We start from the raw sequence: 23,480 nt of genomic DNA on the forward strand, positions 1-23,480 counted from the left end.
CGTTCCGGCCTCCTCACGGTTCGTCCACCAGCGTGACTGTACCAATGGTCCAGTGCCACCCCGCTCGGCGGTGCCGTGCGACCTGGGCCGTTGGCCCGTGAGGCTCCTGCTGGCGTTCGGATGATGTGAACCAATGGCTCAGTCAAAAGGGAGGCAGTTGAGCCAGACGGACCTGAGGTGCTGTCATAGGGGTGTCGATGGCGCTGCGGATTCCGCGGCGCCTTTTTCGTGCGAACGGCCACCAGGGGACGGACGAGCAGTGCTGAAGAAGGTGTTCATGGCGCCGGACCCGGGACGGGTACGGCTGCGCTTCGCCGCGCGGGCCGTGCTCGGTATCGGGCTGGCCGTCGTCGTGTGCGGGCTCGCGGGGCAGTCGCTGACCGGCATGGTCGCGGGCGGGCTGGCCGCGCTGCTCGCCCTGTTCACCGTCGCCGACGCCACCGTGCGGGGGCAGGCCGTCACTACCGCGCTCCTCCCCGGGGTCGGCGTGCCGGTGCTGGCGGCCGCCGCCGAACTGCACGCGCATCCGGTCGCACGCGACCTGGCGTTCCTCGCGGTGGTCGGCGCGGGGGTGTACGCGCGACGCTGGGGTCCGCGCGGGCACAGCCTCGGGGTGTTCGCCTTCATGATGTTCTTCGTCGGACAGTTCCTGCACGTCACCCCGGTCCGGCTGCCCGAGCTGTACGCCGCCGTCCTGCTGTCCGTGCTCAGCGCCGCCGCGGTGCGCTTCGGTGCCTGGTGCTACGAACGGGGCCTTCCCGTGCCCGCGGTGCCCGCCCCTCCGGGCGGTACGGGGCTGGCCCGCGTGACCACCCGGCAGGCCGCGCAGGCGGTCGCGGGCGCCGGGTTCGCGCTGGCCCTCGGACAGGTGCTGTCCGGGCAGCGCTGGTACTGGGCGGTCGGGGCGACCTGGTGGGTCTTCGTCAACACCGCCTCGCGCGGGGAGACGCTGGTACGGGGGTTCCGGCGCGTCCTCGGGACGGTGCTGGGGATCGGGCTGGGGCTGCTGGTGGCGCTTCCGCTGCACGGGGCGGTCGTGCCGTCGGCGGTGCTGGTCGCGGTGGCGGTGTTCGGGATCTTCTACTCGGCCGCCGTCTCCTACACGTGGATGATGCTGTGCGTGACCTTGCTGGCCGAGGTGCTGTACGGGCTGCTCGGGGTGCTCACGCCCTCGCTGCTGGCGCTGCGGGTGGCCGAGACGGCCGTCGGAGCGGCCGGGGCGATGCTCGCCGTGCTGGTGGTGCTGCCGGTGACCACGCATGTCACCACCGACGCGTGGATCCAGCGGGCACTGCGGTGTGTGCACGCGTGTACGGCCGAGGCCGCGGCTCGGCTTGCGGGGGCCGCGACGGCCGACCCCGCGCCGTCGGTGGCCGAGCTGGAGCAGTTGCTCGGGCGGGTGCGGATGTCCGTCGCGCCGCTGGTGCATCCGTTGAATCCGCTGCTGGGGCGCAAGAGGCGGGCCCGGCGGGTGCTGGCCCTCCTGGACGACTGTGCGCGGGAGGTCCGGGGGCTGGTCGCCGTCGCGGCCGATCCCGAGGCGTCCCACGACGCCCGGCTGGCCGCCGCCTGCTGGCGGGTGGAGGCGGCCGTGGAGGCGCTCACCGAAGGGGGCCTTGAGCCTTTGCACCGGCCCGGTGAGACCCCGGCGGAACCGGCGCTGGTCCACCTGCACGGGCTGGAGCACGCCTTGGCCGATCTGGCGGAGCCGCTCCGGGAGGCCGCGGGGCCGGCTCGGCTGGTCAGGGCCTGAGCGTGCGGGTGCGTGAGGGCCGGTCGCGCGGCCCCCGCGCCCGGGCGGACGTGGTCGAGGTCCGCTGAAGAAGTCCGGGCAGCGCGAAGGGCCCGCCCCGGCAATCCCGGGGCGGGCCCTTCGCGCGTGCTCCAGCCCGGTCAGAAGGCCGGGGCGCCCTGGGGCTGCTGGGCGATGCCCAGGGAGGCCGTGTACTTGGCGAGGGCCAGCTTGCCGATGGCCGGGTAGGCGCCGAGGGCCTCGGACGTGGCGCAGTCGACCTCGGCGGCGGCCGCCGTCAGGAGCGCGGTGTCGATCTCTGGGCCGATCAGGTACGGCGCGAGCGCGAGCTGCTGCGAGCCCGAGGCGCGAAGCTGTTCGGCGATGGAGGCGATGGAGCCCTCCTGGTCGAGCGCGGCGGCCATCACCGGCACGGCGAGGCGCGCGGCGAGCAGCATGCCCGTGATGCCGGCGGCCTGCACCGCCTCCTCGCCGCCCACGGACGCCAGGATGATGCCGTCGGCCGCGGTCGCCACCGTGAAGAGGCGGGCGCGGTCGGCACGGGCGAGGCCCGCCTCCGACAGCCGCACGTGCAGCCCCTCCGCCAGCAGCGGGTGCGGGCCGAGCACGTCGGTCAGCTCGGCGGCGACCCGGCTGTCCATCACGGCCTGGCGGGTCTGACGCAGCAGGGCGTTGTCGGGACCGGCCAGCAGCGGCACGACCACGGCCACCGGGCCGTCCGGCGCCTTGGCGTCGGATCCGGCGGCGACGGCCTGCTCGTGGCGGGCCGTGCGCTCCGCGGCGGCGCGCGCCAGGACGGCGCTCAGGGTCGGGAATTCGTCGTCGTCCCCGTCCAGGTAACCGATCCGCGCGTCGAGGCCGGGCAGCTCGGAGCGGGCGATGCTCACGACCTCCTCGGCGAGGCTGCGCGTGGCGGCGCTGGGCGCACCGGGCACCGCGAGGACGAACGCGGGCGCGTCCTCGGGAGCCACCAGCGGCTCCGGACGGCGGTGCCGTCCGGGCTGGCGGGGTCGCGGCATTCGTACTGGCAGGCCGGACTCGGGTCCAGTGGGGGAGCTCATGGCGCCGCATGTTACTGGTTTCCGGAGCGCCCCTGTTCGGGGAGGGTGCAGGTGAGCGGTTTCCGTCCGGTTTTGTCGGATGAGTTGCGTACATGGGGTGGCTGATCCCGTCCCGTATGGAGCGGTTGGGGGGCAGCTGGGACGGATTTCCCTCTATGTCGCTCTCCTCCGGGCGCCGGTGACACACAGGAGGCCGGGGTCCTCGGGCCAGACGGCGTCTCCCGCCGCGAGTGCGGTCGCGAGCCGGGCCGAGCCGTGCAGCGGGTCGCCCGCGGGTGCGCTCTGTCGTGCGTGGGGTGCCTGGTGGGTCAACTCCTCGGCGAGAAGGGAAAGGAGGGGTTCACCCATGTTCAAGAGGCCACCGGTGCAAGCTACTTCGGGGTCGCCCAACTTCGGGCACACGGCGGCGACGGACTCGGCCATGTGCCGGGCGGCCGCGCGCAGGATGCCGGTGGCCACGAAGTCGTGCGAGGCGCAGGCGGCGACGTCGGGGGCGAAGGAGGCGAGTACCGCCGCGCGGTCGGGCCGGGAATAGACCAGGCCCGGCAGCTCCCGGGGCTGTCCGAACCGTTTCCGGGCCCGTTCCAGCAGCGCTGCGGAGCCGCCCGCGCGGCCGTCGTGTGCCCGGAGCGCCGCCTCCAGACCGGCCCGTCCGATCCAGGCGCCGCCGCCGCAGTCGCCGAGCAGGTGGCCCCAGCCGTCCGCGCGCCGCCAGGTCGTCAGGTCCGTGCCGATGGCGATCAGGCCGGTGCCGGCCGCGAGTACGGCGCCGGTTCGGTGTCCGAGGGCGCCGACGTAGGCGGTGACCGCGTCGGCGGCCAGGGCCACGGTCCGTACGCCCAGCGCCGCGGTCAGCGCGTTCGGCAACTCGGCACGGAGGGCCTCGCCCAGGGTCGCGAAGCCCGCGGCGCCGATCACGGCCGTGGTCAGCTCGCCCACCCCGGCCTCCGCCGCGAGGGGGCCTGCCAACGGCAGGACCAGCTCCAGCAGATGGCCCGGGTCGATGCCGCGTTCCCCGGTCCGTACCGGCTGTCCGGTCCTGCCCTCCACCGGTGGTGCTCCGCCGTACGCCCCCACGGCCACGCGCAGGCCGGAGCCTCCGGAGTCGACCGCGAGGAAGCCGGGGACAGCCGGGTCGACCGCCCTGCCCTGTGCGAACAACGGGATTCCCCTCTCCTCGCCGGAGCGCCTGCGACGAGGGCAGGGTAGCGGGGAAGTGGGCGTGCGCGGGGGCCGGTCCACAGCCGTTCGGGTGATGTCGGTGGTGGCCAGTAGAGTGACTTGACGTGGCACGACGACCGTTGAACGAACTTGTAGAGGCCGGCTGGGCGAAGGCCCTGGACCCGGCGGCCGACCGCATCACGGCCATGGGGGACTTCCTGCGTGCCGAGGTGGCCGCCGGGCGGACCTATCTGCCGTCCGGGGCGAACGTCCTGCGGGCCTTCCAGCAGCCCTTCGACGACGTCCGCGTCCTGATCGTGGGTCAGGACCCCTATCCGACGCCTGGCATGGCGATCGGACTGAGCTTCGCGGTGGCGCCGGAGGTGCGGTCGCTGCCCGGCAGCCTGGAGAACATCTACCGGGAGCTGAACACCGACCTCGGCCTGCCCCGGCCCTCCAACGGCGACCTGACCCCGTGGACCTCACAGGGTGTCCTGCTGCTCAACAGGGCCCTCACCACCGCGCCCCGCAAGCCCGGTGCCCATCGCGGCAAGGGCTGGGAAGAGGTGACCGAGCAGGCCATCCGCGCCCTCGCCGCACGCGGCAGGCCTCTGGTGTCCATCCTCTGGGGCCGCGACGCCCGCAACCTCCGTCCCCTGCTCGGCGACCACCCGGCCATCGAGTCCGCCCACCCCTCACCCATGTCGGCCGACCGCGGCTTCTTCGGCTCCCGGCCGTTCAGCCGGGCCAACGAGCTGCTGACGAGCCAGGGTGCGGAGCCGGTGGACTGGCGCCTGCCGTAGGGCATCGCGGGATGGGCCGGCGCACTCGCGTCGGCCCCCCCGTAGCGGACGCGTCCCTCAGCCCACCACCGCCGCCCGCACGCACAGCACGTCCGGCAGATGCGACGCCAACTGCTCCCACGTGTCCCCGTCGTCGGCGGACGCGAACACCTCGCCGTTCCGGTTGCCGAAGTACACGCCCGCCGGGTCCGCGTCGTCGGTGCAGAGGGCGTCCCGGAGCACGGTGCCGTAATGGTCGCCCCCAGGGAGGCCCCGCGAGAGGGGTTCCCAGGACTTGCCCGCGTCGGCGGTGCGGAAGACGCGGCAGCGGCGGTCGGCGGGGACGCGGTCGGAGTCGGCGTTGATGGGGAAGACGTAGGCCGTGCCGCCGCGGTGCGGGTGCGCGGCGACGGCGAAGCCGAAGGTGGAGGGGAGGCCCCCGCCGATGTCGGTCCAGTGGGCGCCCGCGTCGTCGCTGCGGTAGACACCCCAGTGGTTCTGGAGGTAAAGGCGGTCGGGGTCTTCCGCGTCCCGGGCGACCTTGTGCACGCACTGGCCGAACTCCGGATCGGGGTCGGGCAGGAACACTGCGGAAACGCCCGAGTTCGACGGGGCCCAGCTCTCGCCACCGTCCGTCGTGCGGAAGACTCCGGCCGTGGAGACCGCCACCGTGACCGCGCGGGGATCGCGGGCGTCGGTCAGCACCGTGTGCAGCCCCTCACCGCCCCCGCCCGGCACCCACCGCGAGCGGGTGGGGTGCTCCCACAGCGGGCGTACCAGTGCGAAGCTCTCGCCCCGGTCCTCGGAGCGGTACAGCGCGGCCGGTTCCGTGCCCGCGTACACCACGTCCGGCTCGGCGGCGGCCGGGTGCAGCTGCCAGACGCGTTCCAGCGAGGCACCCGTGTCGCCGGGGAACTTGACGGCGGGCCGCGCCGGCTCGGTCCAGGTGCGGCCCAGGTCGTCGGAGTGGAACACCGACGGCCCCCAGTGCGCGCTGTCGCCGCCGGCCAGCAGGCGGGGAGTGCCACCGCGCGTGTCGATCGCGACCGAGTACACCGCCTGGGCGTTGAAGCGGGGGCCGTCGTCGAACTCCCAGGCGCGCTGGCGCCGTCGGCCGAGGAACAGGCCCTTGCGGGTTCCCACGGCGAGCAGTACTTCGGTCATGACGACCACCTCCGGGACTTCGTCGTCCACACTGCCGCATCCGCTTCGGACGCGGCGTTCTCCGATTCCGCCCAGTCTGCACCCCGCCACTGACAGTGAGCCTGAGCAACGGGCGGCGGGCGTCCGTACCGGAGGACGGTCCGGTCTTTCGGTGCGCTCGGGAGGAGGCTGGCCTTGGAGGCGTTCCGTGGCTCGCGTCGGTGGCTCTGGCGATGGCGGGGAAATCCGCTGCGCCGCCGTGCCGATGTGGTGGAGGGGTGGGTACTGGTGGCCGCCTGGCTGCTGACACTGCTGGCCGGGACGGCCGCGGGGCTCACGGCCGCGCGGGCGGTCGAGCTCGGCCTCGCCCGCGAGCGGGCCGCCGCGCGCCCGGTGGCCGGCCACGTCGTCGCGCACGCCCCCGGCCGCTCCGGAGCCCGCGGTTCCACCGGCGAACGGGTCTGGGCGGAGGTCCGCTGGACCGCTCCGGGCGGCTCGTCCCGCACCGGCCAGGTCCGCGTCGCGCCCGGCGCGGCCACCGGTGCCCCGGTCACCGTCTGGACCGACGGGCACGCCCGCCTGGCCAACCGCCCCGCCACCCCCACCGAGGCCACCGTGCGCGCCGCCTTCATCGGGACCCTGGCCGGCGCCGCCGCGGCCCTGGTCCCCTTCGCCGCGAGCCGCCTCCTGCTCACCCGCCTGGAACGCCACCGGCTGTCCCGGTGGGACACGGAGTGGTCCCGCCTCGGCCCCCAGTGGGGCCGCACGACTGGCTGACGACGCGCCCGGTCGGCGGCGAGCCCCCGCCGGCGGACACGCCCTGGTGCCGCCGGCGCGTGGCTACACGGGCAGCGCCCGATCCAGGATCGCCCCCAGATCCGTACCCGAGGGCAGCGTCCCGAACGCGCGCCCCCAGTCACCGCCCAGCCGCGTCGCGCAGAACGCGTCCGCCACCTCCGGCGGCGCATGGCGGACCAGCAGCGACCCCTGCAGGGCCAGGGCCATCCGCTCCACCACCCGCCGCGCGCTCAGTTCGTCCGCCTCCGCCAGCTCCCGCTTCAGCGAGGTCACCGTCGCGTCGAGGTGCGCGTTCGCGCCCCGCGCGAGGGCCAGTTCCCCGAAGAACGACTCCGCGCTCCGCGGTGACCGGCCCAACGCCCGCAGCACGTCGAGGGCGTTGACGTTGCCCGAACCCTCCCAGATCGACAGCAGGGGGGCCTCGCGGTAGTGGCGGGGCATGCCGGAGTCCTCGACGTAGCCGTTCCCGCCGAGGCATTCCAGGGCCTCGGCGGTGAAGGCCGGGCCCCGCTTGGTCACCCAGTACTTGCCCACGGCGGTGGCGATCCGGCGGAACGCCCGCTCGCCCTCGTCACCGCGTACCGCGCGGTCCGCCGCGCCCGCGAGCCGGAGGGTCAGGGCCGTGGCCGCCTCCGACTCCAGCGCGAGATCCGCCAGGACGTTCCGCATGAGGGGCTGGTCGAGCAGGCGGGCTCCGAAGGCGGTCCGGTACCGGGTGTGGTGGCCGGCTTCGACCAGGGCCTTGCGCATCAGGGTCGCCGAGGACATCACGCAGTCCAGCCGGGTGCAGTTGACCATCTCGATGATGGTCTTCACCCCTCGCCCCTCCGGCCCGACCAGCCACGCCACCGTGCGGTCGAACTCCGGCTCCGAGGACGCGTTGGAGCGGTTGCCGAGCTTGTCCTTCAGGCGCTGGATGCGGAAGGTGTTGCGGCTGCCGTCCGGCAGCACCCGGGGTACCAGGAAGCAGGAGAGGCCGCCCGGAGCCTGGGCCAGCACCAGGAACACGTCGCACATCGGCGCCGAGGTGAACCACTTGTGCCCACGCAGCGTGTACACGCCGGGCTCGTCCGTCGGCGTGGCCACGGTGGTGTTGGTGCGGACGTCGGAGCCGCCCTGCTTCTCGGTCATGCCCATCCCGGCGAGCAGGCCCCGTTTCTCGGTGGGCACCCGCAGCCCCGGCTCGTACTCGCGGCTGGTGAGCAGGGGTTCGTACACCTTGGCCAGGTCCGGCTGGGCGCGCAGGGCGGGGACGGCGGCGTAGGTCATCGAGGTCGGGCAGCCGTGTCCCGCCTCGGTGTGCCCCCAGACCAGGCCGCCCGCCGTACGGGCCACGTGCGCGCCGGGGCGGTCCTCCGCCCACGGGGTACCCGCCAGGCCTTCGGCGACGGCGGTGCGCATCAGGTGGTGCCAGCTCGGGTGGAACTCGACCTCGTCGACGCGGTTGCCGTACCGGTCGTGGGTCCGCAGCTCCGGCTCGTGCCGGTTGGCCAGCTCTCCCCACTCCTGCGCCTCGGTTCCGCCCGCGCGCACCCCCAGCAGCCGGACACCGTCCTCGGCCCACCCGGCGCCCTCCCGGCGCAGCCCCTCCAGCAGCGCGGCGTCGTCCGCCGCGTCGTAGGGAGCCAGGGGCGGGGGCTGGTTGGTGACGTCGTGGGTGGCGAACGGCGGCGACTGCTCGGGCATCGGGACCATACCGTCATGTTGCACTCTCCGTACGGTTGCAGCAATGACGCAACACGCATCGGCGCACGTACAGTACGTCCCCATGCGCATCAACCCGTCCGCCGAGCCGGTGACCAGGCCGTTGTCCGCGCGGTCGGTCGTGCTGAGCCTGCTGCTCGGCGCGCATCCGCCCCGGCTGCCGGTACGGGAACTGGTGCGGCTGGTCGAGCCGTTCGGCGTGGGCGGCTCCACGCTGCGGGCCGCGCTCAGCCGGATGGTGGCCGCGGGCGACCTCCGCCGCACCGACGCCGTGTACGGGCTCAGCGACCGCCTGCTCGCCCGGCAGCGCCGCCAGGACGAGGCCGTCGCACCGCGCACGCGCGCGTGGCACGGCGACTGGGAGATGGTTGTGATCACGGCTACCGGACGGGGCCCGGCCGAGCGCGCCGACCTGCGTGCCCGGCTGACCGCCCTGCGCCTTGCCGAACTCCGCGAGGGGGTCTGGCTGCGCCCCGCCAACCTCGACCGGCCGCTGCCCGGGGAACTGGGCGAGGTCGCCCTGAGCTGCACCGCCCGCCCCGACGAGTCCGCCGCCGAGCTCGTGGCCCGGCTGTGGCCCCTGGGCCGCTGGGCGGCCGAGGCCCGCGCCCTGCTCGGCCGGGCCACCGGCGCCCGCCACCCGGCCGACCGCCTCACCGCCTACGCGGCCGTCGTACGCCATCTGCTCACCGACCCGGTCCTGCCCGCCCCCCTGCTGCCCGCCGACTGGCCGGGCGACGCCCTGCGGGCGGCCTACGCCGGGTACCAGCGGGAGCTGGCCACGACCTGAGGGCTGTCCCGTGACCCCCGGTGGATCAGCGCGCGGCGGCGGATGCGGTGCATCGCCAGGCGGAGGGTCGTCCTCACATTGGGCGTATGCGGGCGATCCGACAACGCGGCGAGGCGCCGTGGCTGTCGTCGCGCGCCCGCCGGGGATCACGGGACAGCCCTTGGCATCCCGTTCGGATCATGCCGTGCTCGCGGGGTCCTGCCCGATCCGACCGAAGGGCCCTGGCGAGGCACCGGCCGAGTGGCGCGCGCCCGGTGCCTGTCGTCTCCTGTGAGTGGAGGGGGTACCAGCGTGCGCCTGCTTCCGGACACCGGGTGGGGCACGGCAGGCGATCTCGCCCGAGGAGAGTCATGGCTGAGCACACGTCGTCGTCGGTCCTCACCGCGCCCCTGCGCGGCGCCGCCTCCGTCCTGAGCAAGGTGCCCGGGGCGTCGATGGTCAACAGGGCGGCCCAGGACGCGCTGGACGTGATCGGCGTGGTCTCGCCCCGGGGCCGGCGCCTGGCGGTGTACGCCGGTGCGGGCGTGCTCGGCGTCGCCGGAGTGGTGGAGTGGCCCGTGGCGCTGACCGGTGCGGCCATCGCCTGGCTGACCCAGCCACGGCCGCCGCTCGTGACCCCGGAGGCAAGGACCGCTCACGCCGTGATCGAGGAGAGCGCGCCCGCGAGTGAGGCCGAGGTCGCCGAGGCGGCGCTGCACACCGGGCACCATGACGCCCCCGGCCCGGTCAAGGTGACGGACCCGGAGTTCGCGCACCCTGAGCCGCACAAGAAGCACGGCAAGAAGGCCGGCAAACAGGCCGGCAAGCAACCCAAGGGCGCCACCGGCCATCTCGGGCCCACCGCCCGCCCCGAACGCACCAGCCTCTGACGGTCCCAATGGCCCTCAACCTCCTCACCGCCCCCTCCGCCGCCGCCCGCCTGCCCCGTCTCCTCGCGGAGGCCGCCGCCCCCGTCATCGGCGCCGCGGCCGGCGCCGCCGCGGGCACCGCGCGGGCGGGCGTACGCGGCGCGGACGCGGCCCTGCGCGTGACCCGGGTCGCCCGCACGGCCCTGCCCGGCGGCCCCGCCCACTGGCGTTCCGGCGCCCGCGTCCACCTTCCGCTGCGCACCGCCGAACCCGACCAGGTGCGGGGCGCGGGCGGCCGTGCCCATCTGGCCCGCCGGATCGCGGCGGCCCTGGCCGAGCGGCCCGACGTCCTCCTCGCCTACTGGGACGAAGGGCTCGCCCGCCTGGTCGTGACCCTGGCCGAGGACGCCGCCGGCGACCGGGTCGTGGACCACGCCACCGAACTCGCCGTGCGCGAGGGTCTGCTCGTGGCGGGCGGCGACCCGGAGGAGTACGACCACCCCGCCGACCCGGCCGGCGTGCGCGCCGCGGCCACCACCCTCGCCGCCGACCTGACCGGCATCGCGGCCGCCCTCACCGCTTACGCCCTGCGACTGCCACCCACGCCCCGCGCGCTCACCGCCTGCGTGACGCTGCTGCGGGAGAACCCCCGCGCCCGCGCCCTGCTGCGCAGCCGGATCGGCGCCGCCCGCATGGACCTTCTGCTGGCCGGTGCCAACGCGCTCGCGCACGCAGCCGGGCAGACCCCCGTCTCACTCGTCCTCGACGGCACGCTGCGCTCCCTCCAGCTCGCCGAGACCGTGGCCCGCGCCGCCGCGTTCGACTCCCTCCACGACGAGCTGTGCGCCCCCGAGCGTGTCAGCGTCGCCCCCACCGGCGCTCCGCGCCCGCCGCTGCGCGAGTCCCCGGCCCAGGTGTACGCCGCCCACGCCTCGGCGGGCAGCCTGCTCGGCGCCCTGGCCGCGCTGCTGGTCAAACACGACCTGAACTCCGTCGCCGAGGCCGCCCTCTCCGGCTCGCCCAAGGCCGCCCGGTACGCCCCGGCCGCCTTCCACGCCGTACTCGGCACCGCCCTCGCCCGCTCCGGCGTGCTGGTCCGCGATCCCGAACGGCTCAGACAACTGGAGATGGCCGGAACCCTCCTGCTGCACCCGAGCGCGCTGCGCACCGACGAGGGGCTGCCCGACCCGTGGACCGAGGCCGTGCTCGACGCGGCCCGCCGCGCCCGGTTGCGCGTGGTCCTGGTAGACGACCCGGTGCTGGAGGACTTCGCCGGGCTGGCGGACCAGGTGGTCGACGCCAGAAGGCCGTTGGACGACGTCGTGCACGCCCTGCGCGGGGAACTGGACGCCGCGGACGAGGAGGGCGGCGAGGAGCGCGTCGTCGTCACGGTCGCCCGGCCGCGTGCTCTGGACGAGACGGACGTGCTGGCCGGACTCGACGCCGCCGACATCGCCGTCGCGCTCACCGACCTGGAGGGCGCCGTCGTCTGGGGCGCCGACATCCTCGCGCCGCACGGTCTGCCCGACGTGTGGCGGTTGCTCACCGCGATCCCGGCCGCCCGCACCGTCGGCAGCCGGGGCCAGATCCTGGCCCGCTCCGGCGCCGCGCTCTCCGGGCTGATGGTGGCCATCGGCGAGGCCCGGCGCGGCCGGGGGCGCCGCTCGGTGCTCCCCGGAATGCGGCACGCCCCCGTCGACACCGGCGCGCTCACCGCCCTGGCGTACGGAGTCTGGGCCGCCCTCGGAGTGGCCGCTGCCGGCGCCCCGCACCCGCGCGCCCGCGTGCACTGGCACGAACTGGACCCCGGCGAGGCGGTGGAACGCCTGGACCGCGAGGCGCCCCCCGAGCCGGGCATGCTGGAACGTGCCGCCACCGAGGCCCGCAGGAGGGCCGCTCTCATCGCCCGCGTTCCGGCCCTCGCCCCGGCCCGCTTCACCTGGCAGCTCGGCCGGGCCGTCCGCGGCGAACTGGACGACCCGCTCACCCCGGTGCTCGCCGTCGGCTCGGCGGCCTCCGCGATCCTCGGCTCGGTCGTGGACGCCCTGCTCGTCGTCGGCGCCCTCGACCTCAACGCGCTGGTCGGCGGGGTCCAGCGGCTGCGCGCCGAGCGGGCGCTGTCCGGGCTGCAGGCCGAGCAGCAGCGCAAGGCACGGGTGGCGCCCCCGCCGCGGGAGGCGCCGGCGGGCGGCACCCGCACCGTGGACGCCGGCCAACTGCTGCCCGGCGACGTGATCGAGCTGAAGGGCGACGACGTGGTCCCCGCCGACGCCCGGCTGCTCCGGCAGGACGGCCTGGAGGTGGACGAGTCGGCGCTGACCGGCGAGTCCCTGCCCGTGCGCAAGCATGCCGGGGCCACGCCCCACGCGGCCGTCGCCGACCGGCGCTGCATGGTCTTCGAGGGCACCACCGTCGTCGCGGGCACCGCGCACGCCGTCGTCGTCGACATCGGCGAGCGCACCGAGGCCGCCCGCGCCGTCCACCTCGCCGCCCGCACGCCCCCGGCGGGCGGGGTACAGGCCAGGCTCCAGGAACTCACCCGCAAGGCACTGCCGTTGACCCTCGCGGGCGGCGCGGCCGTGACCGGGCTGGCCCTGCTGCGCGGCACCCCGGTGCGCGAGGCGGTCAGCGGAGGCGTGGCCGTCGCGGTCGCCGCCGTGCCCGAGGGGCTGCCGCTGGTCGCAACCGTCGCCCAGCTCGCCGCCGCCCGCCGGCTGAGCCGCGACGGCGTCCTGGTCCGCACCCCACGCACCCTGGAGGCGCTGGGCCGGGTCGACACCTTCTGTTTCGACAAGACCGGCACGCTCACCGAGAACCGGCTCCGGGTCGTGCGGGTCTCCGACGCCGAGGGGGCCGAGTGGGCCGCCGACGACGCCGCACGGCCGGGACCGGCCGCGACCCTGCGCCGTGCCGCGCGGGCCTGCCCGCGCGTCAACGGGGGCTCCACCGGGCGCCCGGTGCACGCCACCGACGAGGCCGTCATCGACGCGGCCGCCCCCGACCCCGGCTGGACCCAGCTCGCCGGCCTCTCCTTCGAGGCCGCGCGGGGGTACGCGGCCGCCGTGGGCCGCGACGGAGACGGGCCCCGCACCCTGGTCGTCAAGGGCGCGCCCGAGACCGTCCTGCCCGGCTGCGCCGGCCTCTCCGGCCGCGCCCACGACTGCGCGCACTCCCTCGCCGGTGCCGGACTGCGCGTCCTCGCGGTGGCCATGCGGCGCCTCGACGAGGGGGAGACGGAGTCCGATGCCCTCCAAGGGCCGCTGCACGGACTGGAGTTCACCGGGCTGCTCGCGCTCTCCGACGTACCCCGCGAGACCTCGAAAGCGCTGGTGCGCGGTCTCTACGAGGAGGGCGTACGCCCCGTCATGCTCACCGGCGACCACCCGCAGACCGCCCGCGCCATCGCGCGGGAACTCGGCTGGCCCGAGGACACCGAGGTGGTGACCGGCGACGAACTGGCCGCCGCCGACCGGCGCACCCGGGCCCGGATGCTGCGGGACGCCGGTGTCGTGGCCCGCGTCGCGCCCGAGCAGAAACTCCAGGTCGTGGAGGCGCTGCGGGACGCGGGCCGGGTGGTGGGCATGGTCGGCGACGGCGCCAACGACGCCGCCGCGATCCGGGCCGCCGACATCGGCGTGGGCATCAGCGCGCGGGGCTCGGCGGCCGCGCGCAACGCCGCCGACATCGTCCTCACCGACGACGACCTGACCGTCCTCATCGACGCCATCGGCGAGGGGCGTTCGCTGTGGCACAGCGTCGCGGACGCCATCGCCATCCTCATCGGCGGCAACGCGGGCGAGGTCGGCTTCGGCATCCTCGGCACCCTGCTCTCCGGCACCGCCCCGCTGTCCACCCGGCAGATGCTGCTGGTCAACCTTTTCACCGACCTCTTCCCGGCGATGGCGGTGGCGGTGACCCCGAAGGACGGCGACGGCCCCGAGGTGCGCGACCGGACGGCCTCACCGGAGGACGCCGCGGGCAGCGTTCTCGGCGCCCCGCTGATCCGGCAGATCCGGCACCGCGCCCTGACCACCGCGCTGGGCGCCGTCACGGCCTGGCTCATCGGCCGTCTCACCCCCGGCACGGCCCGCCGCGCCAGCACCATGGCCCTGTGCGGCGTCGTCGGCACCCAACTCGTGCAGACCCTCCTCGACCGCCGCGACAGCAGTCTGGTCCGGGTCACCGCCCTCGGCTCCGCCGCGGTCCTGGTGGCCGTCATCCAGACCCCCGCCGTCAGCCACCTGGTCGGCTGCAGCCCGCTCGGCCCGATGGCCTGGGCCGGCGTCGTCGTGGCCATCGCCGCCGCGCTGGCGGCCCAGCGGACGCTGCCCCGGCTGGAGGAGATCGTCGCCGGACTGATGCCGACGGAAGGCGCCTCCTAGAGGCTCCCGTCGGTCCGTACGGGTGCCTGCCCGGTCATTTGGCCGGGCAGGCAGCCCGCGCTGATGCCGCTGTTCATCACCCTCTGGAACCAGTCCGGGAACTTCGCGTACACCGTCGGCACGCCCACCGGGAGCAAGCCGACGGCGACCGGGACGGCGACCACAGCAGCCGGCCGAAGGCCGGCGCCAGCAGCACGATCCCCAGGCCCGCGACGATCACCGAGCCGCAGACCACGGGCAGCCCGCCGCCCGTCGTACCGATCAGCACCATCGGCGAGACGAGTGGCGGACACTCCGCAGCGCTACCGGGACCGCGCGGCCGCCCACAGCGCGTCCCAGTCGGACAGCTTGACCGGGTTCCGGCCCAGGCGCGCGCCCAGTTCCGCCTCGGCCCGCTCGATGGCCAGCCAGCCCGGCCATCCCACCGGGGCCGCGCCCGCCGCCCGCAGCCCCGGAAGCGGGTCCCCGGGCACCCGGCGGGCCTCCAGCACCGGTGCGTCCTCCAGCAGCGAGGTCACCGTCTCCTTGGCGCAGGACCGGTTGCTGCCGATGACGCCGGTCGGGCCGCGCTTGATCCACCCGGCCACGTACTCGCCCGGCACCGGTCCGCCGCCGGACACGACCCGACCCGCCAGATGCGGCACCGTCCCGCTCACCGGGTCGCACGGCAGCCCCTCCGGCGGCGTCCCCCGGTACCCCACGGAGCGGAGGACCAACTGCGCGGGGACGTCCTCGAACACGCCCGTGCCCCGCACCCCGCCCTGCCCGTCCGGCTCGGTGCGCTCGAAGCGGACCCCGCCCACCCGGCCGTCCGCCTCCAGCACCTCCACCGAACGCAGGAAGAACCGCAGCCGGATCGTCCGGTCGGAGTGCGGGGGAGAGACGGCGGCCCAGTCACGCAGCACCTCCGCGTTACGGCGCTGAGCGGCCGGCAGTGCGGAAAGGTCCGCAAAAGCCGGATCGAGTGCCAGCTCCGCCGGGTCGACCGAGACGCCGACACCCGGCAGACGGCCCAGCTCGCGCAGTTCCCTGGTGGTGAACCGGGCCTGCGTGGGCCCGCGCCGCCCGGCCATCAGCACCTCACCGACCCCGCCCCCGGTCAGCGTCTCCAGCGCCGCCTGCGGCATGTCCGTGCCGTGCAGCTCCGCCACACCGCGCATCAGCATCCGCGTCACGTCGACGGCCACGTTGCCGGCACCGACGACCACCGCCGAGCGCACGTCGCGCAGGAAGCCCTCGTCGGCGGCGTCCGGGTGCGCGCTGTACCAGGACACGAACTCCGACGCCGGCCAGCTCCCCGGCAGCTCCTCGCCCGGGACGCCCAGCGGGCGGCCCGCCGCCGCGCCCACGCAGTACACCACCGCGTGGTACAGCTCCCGCAGCCGTTCCACCGGCACCCCTGCCGGGCCGCCCACCCCGACCCCGCCCAGGAACCGGACCCGGTCGTGCTCCAGCACCGTCCGCAGGCCGCTCTGGAGCGACTTGATCTTCTCGTGGTCCGGGGCGACGCCGTAGCGCACCAGCCCGAAGGGGGCCGGCAGCCGGTCCAGCACGTCCACGTGCACGCCGGGATGGCGTTCCACCAGGTTCTGCGCGGTGTAGCACCCGCTCGGTCCGGAGCCGACGACGGCGACCCGCAGCACGGCGCACTCCTCACCCCGAGGGCATCGGGAGACAGCCCTGACGGCACCAGCATGGCACCGCGAGGCGGCGTCGGCAGGGGAAAGGCGGGCTACTCGCCGCGGTCGTCCGGCTGCCTCTCCGTGGCGAAGAAGCGGGCGAGATCGCTCCGCCCGGGCTCCCCTTCCGAGTCGCCCGGCGGCAGGCCGAGCTCCCCGTCGAGCCCGTACCGCTCGAACAGCTCCGCGCGCAGCACCGGTATCGGCATCGGCACGCCCGGCACCAGCGCCGCGTACACGGCTCCCATCAGCAGTGCCCGGAGCATCGGGTAGCCGGCCGTGCCCTCCACCGCGCCGCTGCGGGCGATCGTGTCGCCGAGGAGTTCGGAGAGGCGCCGCTGCTCCGGGCACTGCACGAAGCCCTCGTCGTGCAGCAGGCCCGCCATGTGCTGGCGCATGAGCACCGGCCGCTCCCGCGCCAGGTCCAGGACCGCGTCGATGGCACGGGCCAGCCGCTGCCGTCCGTCCTCGGTACGCGGCTTCCGCTCCAGCGCCTCCTCCAGCGTGCGGTGCATCAGCCGGTGAACGGCGGACTGCACGAGCTGGCGCTTGCCGGTGAAGTAGTAGGAGACCAGCCCCCGCGCCGATCCGGCGCGGTCCGCGATGTCGCCGAGCGTCGTCGCCTCGAACCCGCGTTCGTCCACCAGCTCGACGGCTGCCTGGAGGAGCCGCTCGCGCGAACGCCGCCGCAGCTCTTCATTGACCGAGGCGCTGCGCGGGGACATTCTCGAACTCCTGCGTTGACTGGCTGTCAGCCAACTATACTGTAGGGGTAAGGCACCGCATCGCGCGGGGCCTTCTCAGTGCTGCCGTTCGTCTGAGCGCCGCGGGGGAGCGCCTCAGACGGGCGGCAGTTCCGCGTCGTGCGCCAGGTCCAGCACCGGCAGCAGGGCGTCCGGGCGTTCGGTCACCGGCAGATGGTCCACGAAGTGCACGCGGCAACCGAGCGCGGCGGCGCCGCCGTCCGCGACCCTGCTGTCCCCGACCATCAGCGTGTGCTCCGGCTCCGCCCCCAACTCCGCGCAGGCGGCGGCGAACAGGCGGGGGTCCGGCTTGCGCACGCCGTGCTCGTACGACAGCACGTACGCGTCCACGTACATGTCGAGTCCGTGCTCCCGGAAGACCGGACGCAGGTCCCAGCCGATGTTGCTGACGACGCCGATGGCGGTTCCGCGCCGGCGCAGTTCGGACAGGACATGGGTCGCGTCGGGGTACGGGGTCCAGGCGGCGGGTGTCATATGGCGGTCGTACAGCACGTCGTGGAGGCCGTCAGCGGCTAGCTGGACCTGCCGGGAGAGACCGGTGTACGCGGCTCGGTGCGAGGCGGCGTCAAGGTCCCGTGCGGCCCAGGCCGCGGCCAACTCCTCAGGGATCGCCACCGGTTCGGCACCGCCGGGCAGCGCACCCGCGATCTCCAGCGCGGCCGCCGCCGCGACGAGCGAAGGCTCCTCCATGCGGGCGCCGGCCGCCGCGAGGGCGGCGCGCAGCCAGGACTCGGTGGACTCGATGCGGCACAGCGTGCCCGAGAAGTCGAACAGCACAGCGGTCATGGGCGGACCCTACTCCCGCGCTCGCGGACCGGCACGGGGCCGCCCACATCTGCCGGGGCCGCGCGACGCCCGCATCCGCCCGGCGGTGGGGCCGTCAGTGCAGCGCCCGCAGCCCCGGAGCGAAAGCGACGATCACCGGAAGCGCCGGCACCAGCGCTGCGGTCGCCGTCAGACGGAGGCGCTGCGGGGCCGGCAGGCGGGGCGGGGCTGCGAGGAGGCGGTTCACGCGCTGGGGAAGCAGGGCATGGGGCGTGGGAGAGGGGCCGAAGACGCCCCGGCCCTCGTTGAGGTCGACCAGGGCGAGGGCGGTGGTGACGCGGCCGAAGCGGCGGGAGGCGGTGTCGTCGGCGGCCAGTTCCACCAGGCGGTGCATCTCGTCGCGGAAGGCGGCGAAGACCCGGACCTGGGGGAAGCCGCCGGCCAGGGCGGCGGAGCAGTGCAGCAGCCAGTCGTGCCGGAAGCGGGCGTGGTCCTGCTCGTGTGCCAGCAGGGCGTCCAGGCGGCTGCCCTTGAGACGCCGGAGGGCGGCCGTGGTGACCACGAGCCGGGGTGTGTCACCGGGCAGCCAGTACGCGTCCGGGCGGTCGCCCTCCAGGACCACCAGCCGCCCACCCGGTTCCTCGCCCGGCAACAGGGGTGCCCGCTCCAGCAGTTCGGCCCGTCGCGCCCGGCGGCCGCGCCGCGCGTGCAGCACCTCGCCGGCCAGCATCGCCAGGGACCACAGCCCTCCGCAGGCGAGCGCCACGGCGGTCGGCGCCGCCCAGGGACCGGCCGCCCCGAGGGCGTACGCCTCGACGACCCCCTGCGGAGCGCCGCCGAACACATGCCCGCGCACCTCCTGCCAGGCCGCCGCCGCGCTCAGCGTCATCGACAGCGCGCAGCACAGCAGGACGGCGGCCACCACGCACTGCCAGGCCCACAGCGCCACCACCGGCTCCCGGTCCGGCCAGTCGGCCCGGGCCAGCAGGCGCGGGGCGGCGACGGAGGTCAGAATGCCGAGCAGCAGCAGTGCCACGGGGACGCTCATGGGCAGCACCCTATGAGCAGCGGACCACTCACCGGCGCCGAAGTGACGCAGGCAACTTCCGCGCTCCACGCACCGCTTGAGGTGTCACATCGTCAGAAGCATCGCCAGCATGCCTATCCCCATCGACAGCCGGCACACCCGGGACAGCTCGGGCCGGTCGCCCCACCGCACCGAGCCGGGGCCGCCCCGCACCGTGGCCGGCACCAGGCGGGCGCCGGTCAGCAGGACGTAGCCGGCGAAGTAGAGCAGCAGCGCTCCCGTGAGCCAGGCCGGGCCGGAGCCGCCCGTGTGGTGGTGGGGAGCCGGGGCGGCGGCCATCAGCACCGCCATGTACACCATCGCCGTACTGCCCAGCAGATGGTGCAGGTGGTGGGCGCTTTGCCGCGCCGACCACAGCGCGCGGAGGGCGGCCAGCCCGAAGACGGCGGCGTACAGCGGCCACCACCAGCGCGGCGGGGCGAAGACCGCGGCCGGTACCGCCATCGCCGCCATCCCGAATCCCATCAGCGCCTCGCCACCCGCCGCCCGGCGCTGCTCCTCGACGCCGCTGCGCATCCGCAGCAGGCAGTAGGCGCCGGTCGCCGCGCAGAGCGCGACCAGCAGCCACGCAGGTGACATCGGTCCGTGCACGCGCACCACCCCCGTTCGACGCCATGTCGAGGGATGCGATGCCCACGCCACGCCAAGCGCACGCGAGCGCAAGGGGGTGCACGGGGAGCGTTCACCGGAGCACGGCATGTGACCAGGGCGATCAGGGAAGGGCATCAGATCGTTTACTGGTGAAACACCTGTTAAATTCATGGAATGAGCAGCCGCCGCCTCCCCCTCACGCAGGCGCTCCGCCTCCAGGGGCCCTCAGCCATCTGGTTCAAGCCCGCGCTCAGCGTCGTCGTGTCGACGGCCCCGCCCTGCCTCCTCCTGCTGGCCCTCGGCCGCCTCGACCTCGCCCTCTACACGATGGCCGGGTCCCTCTGCGCGCTCTACGGCCACCAGCGCCCCTACGCCGCCCGCGCCCGCGTCCTCGCCGGGGTCGTGCTCGGCATGACGGCCGGGCTCGCCATCGCCCTGCTCGTCTCGGCACTCACCCCCGGACCGGTCGTCCTGGTGCTCGCCGGCGCCCTGCTCGCCGCCGCGCAGAAGACGGTCTGCGAGGCCACCCGCGCCGGCCCGCCCGGCAACGTGGTCGTTACCTTCATCAGCTCCGCCGCCCTGTTCCTCCCGCAGACCCCCGGCCACGTACCCGCCCACCTCGGCCTCACCCTCGCCGCCGGAGCCTGGGCCTGGCTCGTCTGCATGGCCCCCGGACTGCTCCGCCCGCACGGACCCGAGCGCCGGGCCGTCGCCGCGGCCCTCCGCACCGCCGCCGACCTCGCCGACCAGGGCCGCGCACCCGCCCACCCGGACCTGCACACCGCCTGGCAGACCCTGCGAGCGCCCGGAGTCCGCCCCGACCCCACCCGGCGCGCCCTGGAGAGCCTGCTGCTCGGCGCCGAGACCGGCGACGCCGGCCAGGACCGGCTGCGCGCCTGGGCCCACGCCCTGCGCGGCACCGGCCCGGTACCGCGAGCGGACACCACCCACGAGGCGGGCGCACACCCCCGCCCCACCCGCGTCCCCTTCGCCCACCTGGCCCCCCTGGCCACCCGCACCGCCCTGGGCTGCGCGCTGGCCGGCCTCGCCGCCCTCTCCCTCGGCGTGGGCCGCCCCTACTGGGCCCTGGTCACCGCCGCCTCCCTCTACCAGGCCAACGTCACCCTCACCTGGAACCGCAGCGTCCAGCGGGTCGTCGGCAACCTCGCCGGCGTGCTCGTCTTCGCCGCGCTCACCCCGCTGACCCACCTCCACCCCGTCACGCTCGTCCTGTGGTGCCTGGCGTGCGGCTTCGGCGCGGAAGCGCTCATCGCGCGCAACTACTGGCTCGGCACGGTCTGCGTCACGCCCATGGCCCTGCTCATCACCGAGTTCACCCATCTCCAGGACCCCGGCACGCTGATCACCCAGCGGGTGCTGGACACCCTGGTCGGCGCGCTGAGCGGGCTCGCCGCCGCCGTGCTGGTCACCAACCGGCGGGCCGGCGACCGCGTGCACGACGCCCTGACCGCCGTGGAGAACGCCGGCGCCCGCACCGAACACCTGCTGTCCCAGCCGGCGCCCCACGCCCTGCCCGCCGCCCGTCGTGCCCTCGCCGTGGCGCTGACCGACCTGCGCGCCACCGTCGCCGCCGCGCAGGGGGAGTGGTGGCAGCGCCCCCTCCCCGCGGAACGTCTGGCGCTCGCCGAGCGGACCGGACACCGTACGCTCGCTGCGGCGGTGCGGCACCGAGGAGCCGCACCCCTGAAGACGGACCGACGCGGCACCACGGAGGACGGACGGCCATGACGGACACGGGAGACCAGCACCCCAGGGCGGACACCGTCGCCTCGGTCGTCCGCCAGTGGCGTGCCGTGCACCCCGCGCTGGACACCGGCCCCATGGAGGTCATCGGCCGGATCAACCGCTGCGCGGCACTCCTCCAGCAGGCCGAGGACGCCCCGCTGCGCCGGGCCGGGCTCAGCCGGGCGGAGTTCGACCTGCTCGGCGCGCTCCGCCGCACCGGGCACGAGCTGACGCCGGGGGAGCTGGCACGGGAGACCTTCTCCTCCGGGGCGGCCGTGACCAAGCGGGTCAAGCAGCTCACCGAACGCGGACTGGTCGAGCGGCGCGGCGACACCCGCGACCGCCGTGTCTCGCACCTCCGCCTCACCGACGCGGGACGCGACCTCGTGGACGGCATCCTCCCCGAGCAGCTCGCCTACGAGGAATCAGTGCTGGCCGTGCTGACCCCCGGACGCCAGGACGAGCTGTCCGGCCTGCTCGCCGGCCTCCTCGACGGGCTGGAGGGCCGGCTGGCCGCCCTGCGCGGTTGACCGGCCTGTCAGATCCCCGGCCGGTACCGCAGCGGATGGTCCGCCGGAGTCTCCACCAGCACGATCGGGATGCCGTCCGGGTCGGCGATCCACATCTCGATCAGCCCCCACGGCTCCCGGACCGGCGCCCGCACGATCTCCACCCCCTCCGCCAGCAGCTCGTCGTGCGTGGCCGCCGCGTCCGGCACCTGGAGCCACAGCCGCACCGACGGGGCGAGGGGGACGTCCGAACGCCCGGAGAGCTCGAGGAAGCCGCCGCCCAGGAAGTAGACGGTCCCGCGCTCGGGGCCCTCCCCGAACTCACGGTAGACGGCGAGCCCGAGCCGGTCGCCGTAGAAGGCACGGGAGCGTTCGGGATCCGTGGGGCGGACGAGGGTCCGGCTGCTCAGTACATGCACCATGCGAGCGGAGCCTAGCCGCCGACTAGGCTCGTCCCCGTCGAGCCGCGCCCAGATCGGAGTACACCCCATGGAGACCCCCACCGGACCGACGTTCCGCGACGCCACCGACGCCGACGTGGACGCCCTCGTCGCGCTCGTCGAGTCGGCGTACCGGGGAGACGCCAGCCGGGCCGGGTGGACCACCGAGGCGGACATCCTGGACGGTCGGCGCACGGATCCCGAGGGTGTGCGCCAGGTCCTCAAGACGCCCGACAGCAGGCTGCTCGTGGTGGAACGGGAGGGCCGGATCGTCGCCTGCTGCCAGCTCGAACACCGCGGCACCCACGCCTACTTCGGCATGTTCGCGGTCAGCCCCACGCTGCAGGGGGCCGGCCTCGGCAAGGCGGTCATGACGGAGGCGGAGCGGCTGGCGCGGGCCGACTGGGGCGCCGGCGAGATGCACATGACGGTGATCTCGGTCCGCGAGGACCTGATCGGCTGGTACGAGCGCCGGGGGTACCGCCGTACGGGTGAGACGACCCCGTTCCCGTACGGCGATGAGCGCTTCGGTATCCCGCGCCGCCCCGACCTGCGCTTCGAGCTGCTGGTCAAGACCCTCGTATGACGGCGGGGCCGGCTACGCGGTGAAGCGGCCGGTGCGCTTGATGTCCGGCAGGTCGGTGGTCGCGCCGTCCAGTTGCAGGGCGCGTACCAGCCGCAGCTCGTCCTGGGTGTTGACCACCCAGGCGAAGACCCTCAGGCCCGCCGCGCGCGCCTTCTCCACGACCTCCAGCGTCAGCCGGCGCACGTCCAGGCAGAGGGCCGCCGCGCCGACCGCGACCGCGCGGTCCACGACCTCGGGGCCGTAGTGCTCGGCCACCACGGCGGTGCGCACCCCCGGTACCAGCCGGGAGATCTCGGCGAGCGCCTCGTCGTGGAAGGAGATGACCTCCACGCGGGACACCAGGTCCCGCCGGAGCACCACCTCCGCCAGCGCCTTCGCGGCGGCCACGTCCTTGATCTCGGCCTGGACCGGAGCCCGGACCGCGTCCAGAACCTCTTCGAACACCGGCACCCGCTCGCCGAGCCCGGCGTCCAGGGCGCGCAGTTCCGCGAGAGTCTTCTCGGCGATCCGCCCGGTGCCGTCCGTGGTGCGGTCGACCGTGGCGTCGTGCATGACGACCAGCGCACCGTCCTTGCTCAGGTGCAGATCGAGTTCGATCAGGTCCAGCCCGGCCTGCTCGGCCGCGGCGAAGGAGCGGAGCGTGTTCTCGGGCTCGACACCCATGACCCCGCGGTGCCCGATGGTAAGGAAGTTCAAGGTTCAACTCGCTTCCGTCGACGGCGGATCGGCTTTCGCGGACGCGACGGAGCGTCGTCGCCCGCACGCCTGGCTCGCAGCCTAACGGCGATGCCCTCACCCGGGCGATCGCGCGGTGCCCGGCGCGGCGCCGGAGGTTCTGTGGCCGGAACCGACCCTCCGGCCACCCTCCCTGACCGGCTCGACACCGGCGGT

20 protein-coding genes are annotated in these 23,480 nt (G+C 75.0%); 9 read left to right on the forward strand and 11 right to left on the reverse strand.

Translation table 11 applies throughout. From position 1 onward, the window contains the following. Positions 1-259 precede the first annotated feature (259 nt). Positions 260-1,753: an FUSC family protein gene (locus tag ACWCV3_RS16285; protein ID WP_451223639.1), complete on the forward strand. Its 1,494-nt coding sequence runs from the start codon at positions 260-262 to the stop codon at positions 1,751-1,753. Between the two features lie 140 nt (positions 1,754-1,893). Here the strand turns inward: ACWCV3_RS16285 and ACWCV3_RS16290 are convergent, their stop codons facing one another. Continuing rightward, positions 1,894-2,814: a sirohydrochlorin chelatase gene (locus ACWCV3_RS16290; RefSeq protein ID WP_451223641.1), complete on the reverse strand. Its 921-nt coding sequence runs from the start codon at positions 2,812-2,814 to the stop codon at positions 1,894-1,896. A 153-nt stretch (positions 2,815-2,967) separates the two neighbouring features. Continuing rightward, positions 2,968-3,981, reverse strand: coding sequence for an N-acetylglucosamine kinase (locus tag ACWCV3_RS16295; protein ID WP_451223841.1), 1,014 nt, complete (start codon positions 3,979-3,981; stop codon positions 2,968-2,970). Between the two features lie 119 nt (positions 3,982-4,100). On the opposite strand from ACWCV3_RS16295, the gene ACWCV3_RS16300 reads away from it, so the two are divergent. Then, positions 4,101-4,778 carry a uracil-DNA glycosylase gene (locus ACWCV3_RS16300; RefSeq protein ID WP_451223643.1) on the forward strand — a complete coding sequence of 226 codons (678 nt, stop codon included), beginning with the start codon at positions 4,101-4,103 and terminating at the stop codon, positions 4,776-4,778. A gap of 57 nt (positions 4,779-4,835) precedes the next feature. On the opposite strand, the gene ACWCV3_RS16305 is transcribed toward ACWCV3_RS16300, so the two are convergent. After that, positions 4,836-6,011 (reverse strand): WD40/YVTN/BNR-like repeat-containing protein, encoded by a 1,176-nt coding sequence (locus ACWCV3_RS16305; RefSeq protein ID WP_451223645.1) that lies wholly within the window; start codon positions 6,009-6,011, stop codon positions 4,836-4,838. Between the two features lie 84 nt (positions 6,012-6,095). Between ACWCV3_RS16305 and ACWCV3_RS16310 the strand changes: the two genes are divergently transcribed. Further along, positions 6,096-6,677, forward strand: a complete 582-nt coding sequence (locus tag ACWCV3_RS16310; protein WP_451223647.1) for an Rv1733c family protein — start codon at positions 6,096-6,098, stop codon at positions 6,675-6,677. A gap of 63 nt (positions 6,678-6,740) precedes the next feature. On the opposite strand, the gene ACWCV3_RS16315 is transcribed toward ACWCV3_RS16310, so the two are convergent. Further along, positions 6,741-8,393 (reverse strand): DNA alkylation response protein, encoded by a 1,653-nt coding sequence (locus ACWCV3_RS16315; protein ID WP_451223648.1) that lies wholly within the window; start codon positions 8,391-8,393, stop codon positions 6,741-6,743. A 73-nt stretch (positions 8,394-8,466) separates the two neighbouring features. Between ACWCV3_RS16315 and ACWCV3_RS16320 the strand changes: the two genes are divergently transcribed. The 3 genes from ACWCV3_RS16320 to ACWCV3_RS16330 all read left to right on the forward strand — a co-directional run bounded on the left by ACWCV3_RS16320 (position 8,467) and on the right by ACWCV3_RS16330 (position 14,422). Then, on the forward strand, positions 8,467-9,192 hold the full coding sequence (locus ACWCV3_RS16320; protein ID WP_451223844.1) for a PaaX family transcriptional regulator C-terminal domain-containing protein: 726 nt from the start codon (positions 8,467-8,469) through the stop codon (positions 9,190-9,192). Positions 9,193-9,542: 350 nt separating this feature from the next. Then, positions 9,543-10,061, forward strand: a complete 519-nt coding sequence (locus ACWCV3_RS16325; protein ID WP_451223650.1) for a hypothetical protein — start codon at positions 9,543-9,545, stop codon at positions 10,059-10,061. 8 nt (positions 10,062-10,069) lie between these two features. After that, on the forward strand, positions 10,070-14,422 hold the full coding sequence (locus ACWCV3_RS16330; protein ID WP_451223652.1) for an HAD-IC family P-type ATPase: 4,353 nt from the start codon (positions 10,070-10,072) through the stop codon (positions 14,420-14,422). A gap of 302 nt (positions 14,423-14,724) precedes the next feature. Here ACWCV3_RS16330 and ACWCV3_RS16335 read toward each other — a convergent pair whose 3' ends face one another. From ACWCV3_RS16335 to ACWCV3_RS16355, 5 genes are all read right to left on the reverse strand, one after another. Further along, positions 14,725-16,065, reverse strand: coding sequence for an NAD(P)-binding protein (locus ACWCV3_RS16335; protein WP_451223654.1), 1,341 nt, complete (start codon positions 16,063-16,065; stop codon positions 14,725-14,727). Between the two features lie 89 nt (positions 16,066-16,154). Further along, positions 16,155-16,826 (reverse strand): TetR/AcrR family transcriptional regulator, encoded by a 672-nt coding sequence (locus ACWCV3_RS16340; protein ID WP_451223656.1) that lies wholly within the window; start codon positions 16,824-16,826, stop codon positions 16,155-16,157. 114 nt (positions 16,827-16,940) lie between these two features. Beyond that, the gene (locus ACWCV3_RS16345; RefSeq protein WP_451223658.1) at positions 16,941-17,651 is read right to left on the reverse strand and encodes an HAD family hydrolase; all 711 of its coding nucleotides are present in this window, start codon (positions 17,649-17,651) and stop codon (positions 16,941-16,943) included. 94 nt (positions 17,652-17,745) lie between these two features. Further along, on the reverse strand, positions 17,746-18,678 hold the full coding sequence (locus tag ACWCV3_RS16350) for a M56 family metallopeptidase (protein ID WP_451223660.1): 933 nt from the start codon (positions 18,676-18,678) through the stop codon (positions 17,746-17,748). Positions 18,679-18,762: 84 nt separating this feature from the next. Continuing rightward, the gene (locus ACWCV3_RS16355; RefSeq protein ID WP_451223662.1) at positions 18,763-19,308 is read right to left on the reverse strand and encodes a DUF5134 domain-containing protein; all 546 of its coding nucleotides are present in this window, start codon (positions 19,306-19,308) and stop codon (positions 18,763-18,765) included. A 174-nt stretch (positions 19,309-19,482) separates the two neighbouring features. Between ACWCV3_RS16355 and ACWCV3_RS16360 the strand changes: the two genes are divergently transcribed. Both ACWCV3_RS16360 and ACWCV3_RS16365 read left to right on the forward strand, forming a co-directional pair. After that, positions 19,483-21,057 carry an FUSC family protein gene (locus tag ACWCV3_RS16360; RefSeq protein ID WP_451223664.1) on the forward strand — a complete coding sequence of 525 codons (1,575 nt, stop codon included), beginning with the start codon at positions 19,483-19,485 and terminating at the stop codon, positions 21,055-21,057. Next, entirely contained in the window at positions 21,054-21,584 is a 531-nt protein-coding gene (locus ACWCV3_RS16365) for a MarR family winged helix-turn-helix transcriptional regulator (RefSeq protein ID WP_451223666.1), read from the forward strand. The genes ACWCV3_RS16360 and ACWCV3_RS16365 overlap by 4 nt, the downstream gene beginning before the upstream one ends. Before the next feature lie 8 nt (positions 21,585-21,592). Here the strand turns inward: ACWCV3_RS16365 and ACWCV3_RS16370 are convergent, their stop codons facing one another. After that, on the reverse strand, positions 21,593-21,985 hold the full coding sequence (locus ACWCV3_RS16370; protein ID WP_451223668.1) for a VOC family protein: 393 nt from the start codon (positions 21,983-21,985) through the stop codon (positions 21,593-21,595). Positions 21,986-22,052: 67 nt separating this feature from the next. Between ACWCV3_RS16370 and ACWCV3_RS16375 the strand changes: the two genes are divergently transcribed. Further along, the gene (locus tag ACWCV3_RS16375) at positions 22,053-22,589 is read left to right on the forward strand and encodes a GNAT family N-acetyltransferase (RefSeq protein ID WP_451223670.1); all 537 of its coding nucleotides are present in this window, start codon (positions 22,053-22,055) and stop codon (positions 22,587-22,589) included. Positions 22,590-22,601: 12 nt separating this feature from the next. On the opposite strand, the gene ACWCV3_RS16380 is transcribed toward ACWCV3_RS16375, so the two are convergent. After that, complete coding sequence (locus ACWCV3_RS16380; protein ID WP_451223672.1) at positions 22,602-23,285, reverse strand: glycerophosphodiester phosphodiesterase; 684 nt, start codon at positions 23,283-23,285, stop codon at positions 22,602-22,604. Positions 23,286-23,480 lie beyond the last annotated feature (195 nt).

Source organism: Streptomyces sp. NPDC001781 (assembly GCF_053596035.1).